Annotated in this window: 10 protein-coding genes; all 10 read left to right on the forward strand. The window is 71.6% G+C overall.

Annotated elements, in window-relative coordinates; genetic code table 11:
• The first annotated feature begins 150 nt into the window (after positions 1-150).
• The 10 genes from pyrR to IEY61_RS14075 all read left to right on the forward strand — a co-directional run bounded on the left by pyrR (position 151) and on the right by IEY61_RS14075 (position 12152).
• Positions 151-738 carry a bifunctional pyr operon transcriptional regulator/uracil phosphoribosyltransferase PyrR gene (gene pyrR, locus IEY61_RS14030; protein ID WP_189044285.1) on the forward strand — a complete coding sequence of 196 codons (588 nt, stop codon included), beginning with the start codon at positions 151-153 and terminating at the stop codon, positions 736-738.
• Positions 735-1661, forward strand: a complete 927-nt coding sequence (locus IEY61_RS14035; protein WP_189044287.1) for an aspartate carbamoyltransferase catalytic subunit — start codon at positions 735-737, stop codon at positions 1659-1661. The genes pyrR and IEY61_RS14035 overlap by 4 nt, the downstream gene beginning before the upstream one ends.
• Entirely contained in the window at positions 1658-2935 is a 1278-nt protein-coding gene (locus IEY61_RS14040) for a dihydroorotase (RefSeq protein WP_189044289.1), read from the forward strand. The genes IEY61_RS14035 and IEY61_RS14040 overlap by 4 nt, the downstream gene beginning before the upstream one ends.
• A 55-nt stretch (positions 2936-2990) precedes the next feature.
• Positions 2991-4148 (forward strand): glutamine-hydrolyzing carbamoyl-phosphate synthase small subunit, encoded by a 1158-nt coding sequence (carA, locus tag IEY61_RS14045; protein ID WP_189044291.1) that lies wholly within the window; start codon positions 2991-2993, stop codon positions 4146-4148.
• Positions 4141-7494 (forward strand): carbamoyl-phosphate synthase large subunit, encoded by a 3354-nt coding sequence (gene carB / locus IEY61_RS14050; RefSeq protein ID WP_189044293.1) that lies wholly within the window; start codon positions 4141-4143, stop codon positions 7492-7494. Before carA ends, carB begins: the two co-directional genes overlap by 8 nt.
• A 93-nt stretch (positions 7495-7587) precedes the next feature.
• On the forward strand, positions 7588-8628 hold the full coding sequence (locus IEY61_RS14055) for a quinone-dependent dihydroorotate dehydrogenase (RefSeq protein WP_189044295.1): 1041 nt from the start codon (positions 7588-7590) through the stop codon (positions 8626-8628).
• 286 nt (positions 8629-8914) lie between these two features.
• Positions 8915-10189: an adenosylmethionine--8-amino-7-oxononanoate transaminase gene (locus IEY61_RS14060; RefSeq protein ID WP_189044297.1), complete on the forward strand. Its 1275-nt coding sequence runs from the start codon at positions 8915-8917 to the stop codon at positions 10187-10189.
• Between the two features lie 78 nt (positions 10190-10267).
• Entirely contained in the window at positions 10268-11104 is an 837-nt protein-coding gene (pyrF, locus tag IEY61_RS14065; RefSeq protein WP_189044299.1) for an orotidine-5'-phosphate decarboxylase, read from the forward strand.
• Between the two features lie 171 nt (positions 11105-11275).
• Positions 11276-11593, forward strand: a complete 318-nt coding sequence (mihF, locus tag IEY61_RS14070; RefSeq protein WP_088962722.1) for an integration host factor, actinobacterial type — start codon at positions 11276-11278, stop codon at positions 11591-11593.
• 25 nt (positions 11594-11618) lie between these two features.
• Positions 11619-12152, forward strand: coding sequence for a nucleoside/nucleotide kinase family protein (locus IEY61_RS14075; RefSeq protein ID WP_189044301.1), 534 nt, complete (start codon positions 11619-11621; stop codon positions 12150-12152).
• The last annotated feature ends 24 nt before the right edge of the window (positions 12153-12176 follow it).

Consider the following 12176-nt stretch of genomic DNA (forward strand, 5'->3'; position numbering starts at 1 on the left):
CGGCGTGTTCAGGGCCACTCGGTCCCAGCCCTGATCGCGATGCCGACCACTGGTAACGTGGCCGCAGCCTCCGCCGGCCGTCAGCGAATGGTCCGGAGGATCCGACATCCTTTAACGACCCGTCCCGTGAGGCGGAAAAGGAGGTCCGCCGTGGCCCAGCCGTCGGCTGCCCGCTCGTCGCCGCCGCGACAACCCTCGGTGAAGGTGATCCTGACCAGCGCTGACGTTCAGCGCGTCGTCGACCGGATCGCCCACCAGATTCTCGAGAAGACCCAGGGCGCCGCCGACACCGTGCTGCTCGGCATCCCGACCCGTGGCGCCCCCCTCGCCCGGCGGCTCGCCGCCCGGATCAGCGCCTTCGAGGGTGTCGCCGTGCCGGTCGGTGTGCTCGACATCACCCTCTACCGGGACGACCTGCGCCGGCACGCCACGCGCGCGGTCGGCCCCACCCAACTTCCCCCCGGCGGGATCGACGGCCGGCGGGTGATCCTCGTCGACGACGTCCTCTTCTCCGGTCGTACCGTCCGGGCGGCCCTCGACGCGCTGGGCGACCTCGGAAGGCCGGCGTCCGTGCAACTCGCTGTGCTGGTCGACCGGGGGCACCGGCAGCTGCCGATCCGCGCCGACTACGTGGGCAAGAACATTCCGACCGCGCTCGCCGAGAACGTGAAGGTCACGCTGGGCGAGACTGACGGCGCGGACGAGGTCCGCCTCTACGCGGGGGTGGCATCTTCGTGATCCGGCACCTGCTCTCCGGCGCCGACCTCGACGCCGACACCGCCACCCAGATCCTGGACACCGCCGCGGAGATGGCGGCGGTGGCCGGCCGCGAGGTCAAGAAGCTGCCCGCGCTGCGTGGCCGTACGGTGGTCAACCTCTTCTACGAGGACTCCACCCGCACCCGGATCTCCTTCGAGGCGGCGGCCAAGCGGCTCTCCGCCGACGTGATCAACTTTTCCGCGAAGGGGTCCAGCGTCGCCAAGGGCGAGAGCCTGAAGGACACCGCGTTGACCCTTCAGGCGATGGGTGCCGACGCGGTCGTCGTCCGGCATTCCGCCTCCGGCGCCCCGCACCGGCTCGCCGGCTGGGTCGACGGTTCGGTGATCAACGCCGGCGACGGCACCCACGAGCATCCCACCCAGGCGCTGCTCGACGCGTACACCATGCGCTCCCGACTGGGCCGGCTGGCCGGCCTGTCGGTCGTGGTGGTCGGCGACGTGCTGCACTCCCGGGTGGCCCGCTCCAACGTGCTGCTGCTCTCCACGCTCGGCGCCAAGGTGACCCTGGTCGGGCCGCCCACCCTCATTCCGGTCGACATCGCCGCGGCCCTCGCACCGGGCACCGACGTCTGCTACGACCTGGACGCGGTGCTGCCCTCAGCGGACGTGGTGATGATGCTTCGGGTGCAGCGGGAGCGGATGAACGATTCCTACTTCCCCTCCGCCCGGGAGTACGCCCGCCGCTACGGCCTGGACGGTGCGCGGATGCGTCGGATGCCGGGTCACGCGATCGTCATGCACCCCGGCCCGATGAACCGGGGCATGGAGATCACCCCGGAGGTCGCCGACTCGCCCCGCTCCACCATCGTCGAACAGGTCGCCAACGGGGTCTCCGTCCGGATGGCCGTCCTCTACCTGCTGCTCGGGGGGAACAACCGGTGAACTCGTACCTGATCAGGAACGTCAGCGTGCTCGGCGCCGCGCCGACCGACCTGCTGCTGCGCGACGGCGTGGTCGCCGAGGCTGGCCCGGGGCTGTCCGCGCCGGGCGCCACGGTGGTCGACGCCGACGGGCTGGTCGCCCTGCCCGGCCTGGTCGACCTGCACACCCACCTGCGCGAGCCGGGCCGGGAGGACGCCGAGACCGTCGAGACCGGTTCCCGGGCGGCGGCGCTGGGCGGCTACACGGCGGTCTGCGCGATGGCGAACACCTCGCCGGTGGCGGACACCGCCGGCGTGGTCGAGCAGGTCTGGCGGCTCGGCCGGGAGGCCGGGCTGGTCGACGTGCAGCCGATCGGCGCGGTCACCGTCGGGCTGGCCGGCGAGCGCCTGGCCGAGCTGGGCGCGATGGCCGACTCCGCGGCGCGGGTGCGGATCTTCTCCGACGACGGGCACTGCGTCGCCGATCCGCGGCTGATGCGCCGCGCGCTGGAGTACGTCAAGGCGTTCGACGGGATCATCGCCCAGCACGCCGAGGAGCCCCGGCTGACCGAGGGCGCGCAGATGCACGAGGGGGAGGTTTCCACCCGGCTGGGCCTGACCGGTTGGCCGGCGGTGGCCGAGGAGGCGATCATCGCGCGGGACGTGCTGCTGGCCGAGCACGTCGGCAGCCGGCTGCACGTCTGCCACGTCTCCTGCGCCGGCAGCGTCGAGGTGCTTCGCCAGGCCAAGGCCCGGGGGGTACGCGTCACCGCCGAGGTGACCCCGCACCACCTGCTGCTCACCGATGCCCGGGCCGAGACCTACGACCCGGTGTACAAGGTCAACCCGCCGCTGCGCACCGCCACCGACATCGCCGCCCTGCGCGCCGCGTTGGTCGACGGGGTGATCGACATCATCGCCACCGACCACGCCCCGCACGCGGTGGAGGACAAGGAGTGCGAGTGGGCGTACGCCCGGCCGGGCATGCTCGGGCTGGAGACGGCGCTGTCGATCGCGCTCGACGTGCTCGGCCCCGAGTGGGATCTGATCGCCGAGCGGATGTCGCGCACCCCGGCCCGGATCGCCGGGCTGACCGAGCACGGCCACGATCCCGCTCCCGGCGCGCCGGCCAACCTGACCCTGGTCGACCCGGCGGCCCGCCGGGTGATCGACCCGGCGGAGTCGGCCAGTCGCAGCCGCAACACCCCGTACGCCCGGATGGCGCTGCCGGGTCGCATCGTGGCGACCTTCCTGCGCGGCGAGGCGACGGTCCTGGACGGAAAGGCAGTCAAGTGATCCGAGCGAGGAGCGCAGCGGAGCGGAGCACCACAGTCCGGATCGGAGAGACGGCATGAAACGCAGATCCGCGATCCTCGTCCTGGAGGACGGGCGCACGTTCCCCGGCGAGGCGTACGGCAGCGTCGGGGAGAGCTTCGGCGAGGCGGTCTTCAACACCGGGATGACCGGCTACCAGGAGACGCTGACCGACCCGTCGTACCACCGTCAGGTGGTGGTGCAGACCGCCCCGCACATCGGCAACACCGGCGTCAACGGCGAGGACGACGAGTCGCGACGGATCTGGGTGGCCGGTTACGTGGTGCGTGACCCGGCCCGGGTGAGTTCGAACTGGCGGGCCACCGGCAGCCTGGAGGACCGGCTGGCCACCGAGGGGATCGTCGGCATCAGCGGGGTGGACACCCGGGCGCTGACCCGGCACCTGCGCGAGCGCGGTGCGATGCGGGTCGGCATCTCCAGCGTCGACGACGACCCCCGTGCGCTGCTGGCCCGGGTGCGCCAGTCACCGCAGATGCTCGGCGCGGACCTCTCCGCCGAGGTGACCACCGCGACGCCGTACGTGGTGGCCGCCGAGGGCGAGCACCGGTTCACCGTCGCCGCCCTCGATCTGGGCATCAAGCGCAACGTGCCGCGTCGGCTCGCGGCCCGTGGTGTGACCACTCACGTCCTGCCAGCGGAGTCGACCATCGAGGATCTGCTGGCCACCGGTGCCGATGCCGTCTTCTTCTCGCCCGGCCCGGGTGACCCGTCCACCGCCGACCGGCCGGTCGCGTTGGCCCGGGACCTGCTGCGTCGGGGGGTGCCGCTGTTCGGCATCTGTTTCGGCAGTCAGATCCTCGGCCGGGCGCTCGGCTTCGGCACGTACAAGCTCGGCTACGGCCACCGGGGCACCAACCAGCCGGTGCTCGACCTGGCCACCGGCAAGGTCGAGGTGACCAGCCACAACCACGGCTTCGCGGTCCAGGTCCCGGGCGTCGCGGTCGGCACGGTGCCCGACCAGGTGATCGAGACCGAGTTCGGCGGGGTTCAGGTCTCGCACGTCTGCCTCAACGACAACGTGGTCGAGGGGCTGCGGGCCCGGGACGTGCCCGCGTTCACCGTCCAGTACCACCCGGAGGCGGCGGCCGGTCCGCACGACGCGGACTACCTCTTCGACCGGTTCGCCGAGTTGATCGAGGGCCGGAACCACAGCGAGAGGCGTACGAATGCCTAAGCGGAGCGATCTCAAGCACATCCTGGTGATCGGCTCCGGGCCGATCGTCATCGGGCAGGCGTGCGAGTTCGACTATTCCGGCACCCAGGCGTGCCGGGTGCTGCGCGAGGAGGGGATCCGGGTCAGCCTGGTCAACTCGAACCCGGCCACGATCATGACCGACCCCGAGTTCGCCGACGCCACCTACGTCGAGCCGATCACCCCGGAGTTCGTCGAGCTGGTCATCGCCAAGGAGCGCCCGGACGCGGTGCTGCCCACCCTCGGCGGGCAGACCGCGCTGAACACCGCGGTCGCGCTGCACGAGGCCGGGGTGCTGGACAAGTACGGCGTCGAGCTGATCGGCGCCAACATCGACGCGATCCGGCGCGGCGAGGACCGGCAGCTGTTCAAGGACATCGTCGCCAAGGCGGGGGTCCGGATCGGCATCGAGGACCCGGCCGCGCTGGTGCCCCGCTCCCGGGTCTGCCACTCGATGGACGAGGTTCGCCAGACCGCCGGCGAGCTGGGTCTGCCGGTGGTGATCCGGCCGTCGTTCACCATGGGCGGCCTCGGGTCGGGCATGGCGCACACCGACGCCGACCTGGAGCGCATCGCCGGTGCCGGGCTGGCCGAGAGCCCGGTGCACGAGGTGCTCATCGAGGAGAGCGTGCTCGGCTGGAAGGAGTACGAGCTCGAACTCATGCGGGACCGCAACGACAACGTGGTGGTGGTCTGCTCGATCGAGAACATCGACCCGATGGGCGTGCACACCGGCGACAGCGTGACCGTGGCCCCGGCCATGACGCTCACCGACCGGGAGTACCAGCACCTGCGCGACCTGGGCATCGCGGTGCTGCGCGAGGTCGGGGTGGACACCGGTGGCTGCAACATCCAGTTCGCGGTCAACCCGGCCGACGGGCGGATCGTCGTCATCGAGATGAACCCGCGGGTGTCGCGCTCCTCGGCGTTGGCCTCCAAGGCGACCGGCTTCCCGATCGCGAAGATCGCCGCGAAGCTGGCCATCGGCTACACCCTGGACGAGATTCCCAACGACATCACCCGCGAGACGCCGGCCGCGTTCGAGCCGACGCTGGACTACGTGGCGGTGAAGATCCCCCGGTTCGCGTTCGAGAAGTTCCCCGGCGCGGACCCGGAGCTGACCACCACGATGAAGTCGGTCGGCGAGGCGATGAGCCTGGGGCGCAACTTCACCGAGGCGCTGAACAAGGCGATGCGTTCGATGGAGACCAGGGCGGCCGGGTTCTGGACCGTCGCGGACCCGCCGGGGGCGACCAAGGAGAACACCCTCGCCGCGCTGGGTACGCCGCACGACGGGCGGCTCTACACGGTGGAGCGGGCGCTGCGGCTGGGCGCCTCGATCGGCGAGGTCGCCGTGGCCTCGGGCGGGATCGACCCGTGGTTCCTGGATCAGATCGCCGCTCTGGTCGAGCTGCGCGCCGAGATCGTGGCCGCCCCGGTGCTCGACGTCGACCTGCTGCGCCGGGCGAAGCGGGCCGGCCTGTCCGATGGGCAGTTGGCCGCGCTCCGTCCCGAGCTGGCCGCCGAGGACGGCGTGCGGACGCTGCGGCACCGGCTGGGCATCAGGCCGGTCTACAAGACCGTGGACACCTGCGCCGCCGAGTTCGAGGCCGCCACTCCGTACCACTACTCCTCCTACGACGCGGAGACCGAGGTGGTCGGCTCGGACCGGCCCAAGGTGCTGATCCTCGGCTCCGGGCCGAACCGGATCGGGCAGGGCATCGAGTTCGACTACTCCTGCGTGCACGCGGTCCAGGCGCTACGGGGGGCGTACGAGACCGTCATGGTCAACTGCAACCCGGAGACGGTGTCCACCGACTACGACACCGCCGACCGGCTCTACTTCGAGCCGCTGACCTTCGAGGACGTGATGGAGGTCTGGCACGCCGAGGACACCTCCGGCCGCGCCGCCGGCGGGCCGGGCGTGATCGGGGTGATCGTGCAGCTCGGTGGGCAGACCCCGCTCGGGTTGGCGCAGCGGCTCAAGGACGCCGGTGTGCCGGTGGTCGGCACCTCCCCGGAGTCGATCCACCTGGCCGAGGAGCGGGGTGCCTTCGGGTCGCTGCTGGCCCGGGCCGGCCTGCGGGCCCCGGCCCACGGCACCGCCACCTCCTATGAGGAGGCGAAGGAGATCGCCGACGAGATCGGCTACCCGGTGCTGGTCCGCCCCTCGTACGTGCTGGGCGGGCGCGGGATGGAGATCGTCTACGACGATGTGACGTTGCGTGACTACATCGGCCGGGCCACCGACATCTCCCCGAACCATCCGGTGCTGGTGGACAGCTTCCTCGACGACGCCATCGAGATCGACGTGGACGCGCTCTGCGACGCCGACGGGGAGGTCTACCTCGGCGGGATCATGGAGCACATCGAGGAGGCGGGAATCCACTCCGGCGACTCCTCCTGCGCGCTGCCGCCGATCACCCTGGCCAGCTCGCACGTGGCCCAGGTCCGCCGATACACCGAGGCGATCGCCCGCGGCATCGGCGTACGCGGTCTGCTCAACGTGCAGTACGCGTTGAAGGACGACGTGCTGTACGTGTTGGAGGCCAATCCGCGTGCCTCGCGTACGGTGCCGTTCGTCTCCAAGGCCACGGCGGTGCCGCTGGCCAAGGCGGCGGCCCGGATCGCGCTCGGCGCGACCGTCGCCGAACTGCGCGACGAGGGGTTGCTGCCGGCCAGCGGGGACGGCGGCACGCTGCCGCCGGACGCGCCGATCGCGGTCAAGGAGGCGGTGCTGCCGTTCAAGCGGTTCCGCACGCCCGCCGGTAAGGGGGTGGATTCGTTGCTCGGCCCGGAGATGAAGTCGACCGGCGAGGTGATGGGCATCGACACCGCCTTCGGGCACGCCTTCGCCAAGTCGCAGGCGGCGGCGTACGGTTCGCTGCCGACCTCGGGCCGGATCTTCGTCTCGGTGGCCAACCGCGACAAGCGCGGCATGATCTTCCCGATCAAGCGCCTGGCCGACCTGGGCTTCGAGATCGTCGCGACCAGCGGCACCGCCGAGGTGCTGCGCCGCCATGGCATCGCCTGCGAGCTGGCCTCCAAGCACTACGAGGCCGGCACCGACGACGATGCGGTGTCGCTGATCCGCTCCGGCCGGATCGCCCTGGTGATCAACACTCCGCAGGGTTCCGGTGCCAGCGCCCGCTCCGACGGCTACGAGATCCGCAGCGCCGCGGTGACGGGGGACATTCCCTGCATCACCACCGTCCCCGGCGCCGCCGCCGCGGTGATGGGCATCGAGGCTCTCATCCGCGGCGACATGCAGGTCCGTCCCCTCCAAACCCTCCACGCCGCCCTTCGTCCCCCAGCCCACCCGAGTTGATCATGAGGTTAGCGGCAGCGAAGGAGATCGACATCGCCGTCAACCTCATGATCAACGCGGATCAGGGAGGGAAGGGGAGTGGGAGGAGTGCGGGTGGGGGTGTTTGAGCGGGTCGTGCGGCCGGGGTTGTTCCGGATCGGGGGTGGGGACGCCGAGGCGGCGCACGAGTGGACGCTGCGGCGGTTGTCGGCGCTGTCCGAGCGGCCGGTCGCGTTGGCGGCGCTGCGGGGGCGGTACGCGGTGGCGGCACCGCGCACGGTGTTCGGGGTGCGCTTCCCGAACCCGGTCGGGTTGGCCGCGGGAATGGACAAGGACGGTGTGGCGCTGCCGGCGTGGCCGGCGCTGGGCTTCGGCTTCGTCGAGGTGGGCACGGTGACGGCGCACCCGCAGCCGGGCAACCCCCGGCCGCGGCTGTTCCGGCTGCCCGACAGTGCGGCAGTGATCAACCGGATGGGCTTCAACAACGCCGGCGCGGCGGCGCTGGCGGCGCGACTGGCGGCGCTGCCCCGCCCGCTCGGCGTACCGCTGGGGATCTCGCTCGGCAAGTCCAAGGTGACAGCGCTGGAGGACGCGGTGGAGGACTACCGCGCGTCCTACCGGGCGCTGCGCGGGCACGGGGACTACTTCGCGGTCAACGTCTCCTCGCCGAACACGCCCGGGCTACGCGCCCTGCAGGACCGCGAGCACCTGGACGCGTTGCTGGCCGCGTTGGTGGGCGAGAAGCCGGTGCTGGTGAAGATCGCGCCGGACCTGACCGAGCCGGCGATCGCCGAACTGCTGGAGGTGTGTCTGTCCCGGGGCGCGGCCGGGGTGATCGCCACGAACACCACCCTGAGCCGGGACGGGCTCGCCCCGGCCGACCGGGGGTGTGGCGGCGAGGCGGGGGGCCTGTCCGGCCGGCCGTTGGCCGACCGGGCCCGGCAGGTGGTCGCCTTCGTCCACGCCGAGACCGACGGGCGGCTGCCGATCATCGGCGTCGGCGGCATCGTCGACCCCGACGGCGCCGCCCGGATGTTCGACGCCGGCGCCAGCCTGGTGCAGCTCTACACCGGCTTCATCTACCGCGGCCCGGCGCTGGCCCGCGCGGTCGCCCGTGCCGCGGCGGGCGCCCCGGCGCCCGCCGCCGCCGGATGAGGCGGTCCCGCGGCCGCCGATCACGCCGGCCGGCCCGGCCGCGAACAGCCGACCTGGCCGCGCGTGGCCTGGTCCGACTCGCGGCTCCGGCCGGAGCACCCTCCCTCTTCCTTCCAGCCTTTGCTCTGCTTCAACCCACGCAACGGATCTGGCGCAGAACCGGTGCGTCCGGTGAAGCAGAGCAAAGGCTGCGGAGAGGTGACTGGATAGCGCCGGCGGGCGTCCCGGCAGGAAGCGGGCCGCCAGCGGCGCCCATCGGAGCACCCGGAGAGGTGACGGAGAGTCGATGACCCCGGAGGAGATCCTCGCCGCCGACGCCGCACACGTCTGGCATCCGTACGCCACGCTGCCGCCGGCCGTTGCGCCCTACCTGGTGGACGGCGCGCACGGGGTACGGCTGCGCCTGGCCGACGGCCGTGAGCTGGTCGACGGCATGTCGTCCTGGTGGGCGGCGATCCACGGCTACCGGCATCCGGTGCTGGACGCGGCGGTCACCGACCAACTGGGCCGGATGAGCCACGTCATGTTCGGCGGACTGACCCACGCCCCCGCCGTGGAACTGGCCCGCACCCTGGTCGAGCTGGCGCCGGACGGGCTGGAACACGTCTTCCTGGCCGACTCCGGCTCGGTCAGCGTCGAGGTCGCGGTGAAGATGTGCCTTCAGTACCAGCGGGCCGTCGGCCGGCCGCAGCGCCGCCGGCTGGGCACCTGGCGGGGCGGCTACCACGGTGACACCTTTCACCCGATGAGCGTCTGCGACCCGGAGGGCGGCATGCACCACCTCTGGGGCGATGTGCTGCCCCGGCAGGTCTTCGCCCCGATGCCGCCCGGTGGTGTCGAGTCCCCGCCCGACCCGGCGTACGAGGCGGCGCTGGTCGAGGCGGTCGAACGGCACGCCGACGAACTGGCCGCGGTGATCGTCGAGCCGGTGGTGCAGGGGGCCGGCGGGATGCGCTTCCATCACCCGCACTACCTGCGGGTGCTGCGCGAGGTGACCCGTGCCCACGGCGTATTGCTGATCTTCGACGAGATCGCCACCGGGTTCGGCCGCACCGGGCGGATGTTCGCCGCCGAGCATGCCGGGGTCGCCCCGGACGTGATGTGCGTCGGCAAGGCGCTCACCGGGGGTTATCTCACCCTCGCCGCCGCGCTGTGCACCGCCGAGATCGCGCGGGAGATCAGCGCCGGTGGTGTGTTGGCGCACGGGCCGACGTTCATGGGCAATCCGCTCGCCTGCGCGGTCGCCAACGCCTCGCTGGGCCTGCTGCGGGCCGATGACTGGGCCGGGCAGGTGGCGCGACTCCAACGGGGCCTGCGCGCCGGCCTGGAGCCGCTGCGTGGCGTGTCGGGCGTGGCGGAGGTCCGGGTGCTCGGCGGGATCGGTGTGGTGCAACTCGACCACGAGGTGGACCTCGCGGCCGCGACGGCCGCCGCAGTGGCGCAGGGGGTGTGGTTGCGCCCGTTCCGGGATCTGGTCTACACCATGCCGCCGTACGTCACCGACGACGCCGACCTGGCGCTGATCGCGGCGGGAGTCGCGGCGGCAGTCAAGGCTGGTTGAGTACTCAGGCGGCGGCGCTCGGCGCGGATTGAGTAGTCGGACAGTCCAGATTGAGCATGAGAGAAAGGCACTGACGGGATGGAGAGCTTTGGCGCCCGGCTGCACCGGGCCGTCAGCGAGCGGGGCCCGCTCTGCGTCGGGATCGATCCGCATCCGGCGCTGTTGGCCCGCTGGGGCCTCACCGATGACGTCGACGGGCTGGGTCGGTTCGCCCGGACCGTCGTGGACGTCCTCGGTGACCGGGTTGCGGTGATCAAGCCCCAGTCGGCATTCTTCGAGCGATTCGGGTCCCAAGGGCTGGCGATCCTTGAGTCAACTATCCGACAGTTACGCGAGCGTGGCGCGCTCGTTCTGCTCGACGTCAAGCGCGGCGACATCGGCTCGACCGTTCGCGCGTACGCCTCGGCGTACCTCGAACCATCCAGCCCCATGTATGTCGATGCGGTCACCGCGAGCCCCTTCCTGGGAGTCGGCTCGCTCGCCCCGATGTTCGAACTGGCCGCCGAGCACGGGGGTGGAGTCTTCGTCCTGGCGCTCACCTCGAACCCCGAGGGCGCCTCGGTGCAGCGGGCTCGCGCCGCCGACGGGCGCAGCGTCGCGCAGCTGGTGATCGACGAGGTTTCCCAGCTCAACGCGGGTGCGCAGCCGCTCGGAAGCATCGGGCTGGTGATCGGTGCGACGGTCGGCGAGACCGGCTGCGACCTGTCGGCGGTGAACGGTCCACTGCTCGCACCGGGCCTCGGCGCGCAGGGTGCCACGGCAGCGGATCTGCGGATGGTGTTCGGTTCGGCGCTGCCCGCGGTGCTGCCCTCGTACTCCCGGGAGGTGCTGGGCGCGGGGCCGGATCCGGCGGCGTTGCGGGCCGCGGCGGACCGCGCGGTGGACGACTGCCGGGCGGCTCTGGCGACGTCATGACTGACTGACGGGTCGGTCACTTTGTGGTGATGGTCGCGTGCCCACGTTGCCGAAAGCTCCGTTGGCCGCTAGTTTTCCCCGCGCTGGGAACCCCTTGGTTCACAGCGACACCACGTTTCACAGATGCGGCGGTGCGTCCCGCCCGTCGCGATAGGGACCTGAGGAGAACTGGTGCCGCTCCCGTCACTGACCCCCGAGCAGCGCGCAGCCGCGCTGGAGAAGGCTGCGGAGATCCGCAAAGCCCGTGCCGAGCTGAAGGAGCAGCTCAAGCAGGGCAAGACCACCCTCGCTGCCGTTCTTGAGCGGGCCGAGTCCGATGATGTCGTCGGCAAGCTCAAGGTGTCGGCCGTGCTGCAGGCGATGCCGGGCATCGGCAAGATCCGGGCTACCCAGATCATGGAGAAGCTCAAGATCGCCGACAGCCGTCGCCTGCGTGGCCTCGGCGAGCAGCAGCGCAAGGCCCTGCTTGGGGAGTTCGCCGCCAACTGAGTGCGGCTGCGTGTAGAAACAAGCAGTGAGCTTGGATGACGAGGCGCGCCCGGCGACTCGGCTCACTGTCCTGGTCAGCCCATTCGGTGCCGGCGGGGAGAGTGTCGTCGAGTCGGTCCGGGCGCGTTCTCCGTCAGTGTGGACGCCGATCACGCTCACCACTCGGCCCCGCCGGGAGGGCGAGCTGGACGGCGTCCATCGGCACTTCGTCGCGCCCGGGGAGTTCGATCGCCGGGTGGCCGCCGGCGAACTGCTGGAGTGGAGCTGGTTCGGGGCACATCGTCGGGGTACGGAGACAGCCCCGCTGCGTCGCCGGGTCGCCGCCGGACAGCCGGTCCTGCTGCCGTTGGATCTCGACGGCGCCCTGCTGGTCCGGTCCGTGTGGCCCGAGGCGGGACTCGTCCTACTCCATCCGCCCGGACGACTTCCGGCGATGGCCGCGACGGTGGCCTTCGACCGCCGCCTGTCGCACGACCGCACCGAGCGGGTGATAAGCGAGCTGGTAGGATTTATCGGTTCTTCCTTCCTGGCTCCGGCCCGACCGCGTCCGCGCGGTTGAGCGCCGGCACCGCGGTTACGCGGT

This window comes from Micromonospora sonchi (genome assembly GCF_014646235.1).
GTDB lineage: Bacteria > Actinomycetota > Actinomycetes > Mycobacteriales > Micromonosporaceae > Micromonospora > Micromonospora sonchi.

Excerpts from the sequence above, each read along its gene's own strand:
- carA (WP_189044291.1), top strand. The coding sequence starts at position 2,991 with ATGAAACGCAGATCCGCGATCCTCGTCCTGGAGGACGGGCGCACGTTC.
- carB (WP_189044293.1), top strand. The coding sequence starts at position 4,141 with ATGCCTAAGCGGAGCGATCTCAAGCACATCCTGGTGATCGGCTCCGGG.
- IEY61_RS14060 (WP_189044297.1), top strand. The coding sequence starts at position 8,915 with ATGACCCCGGAGGAGATCCTCGCCGCCGACGCCGCACACGTCTGGCAT.
- pyrF (WP_189044299.1), top strand. The coding sequence starts at position 10,268 with ATGGAGAGCTTTGGCGCCCGGCTGCACCGGGCCGTCAGCGAGCGGGGC.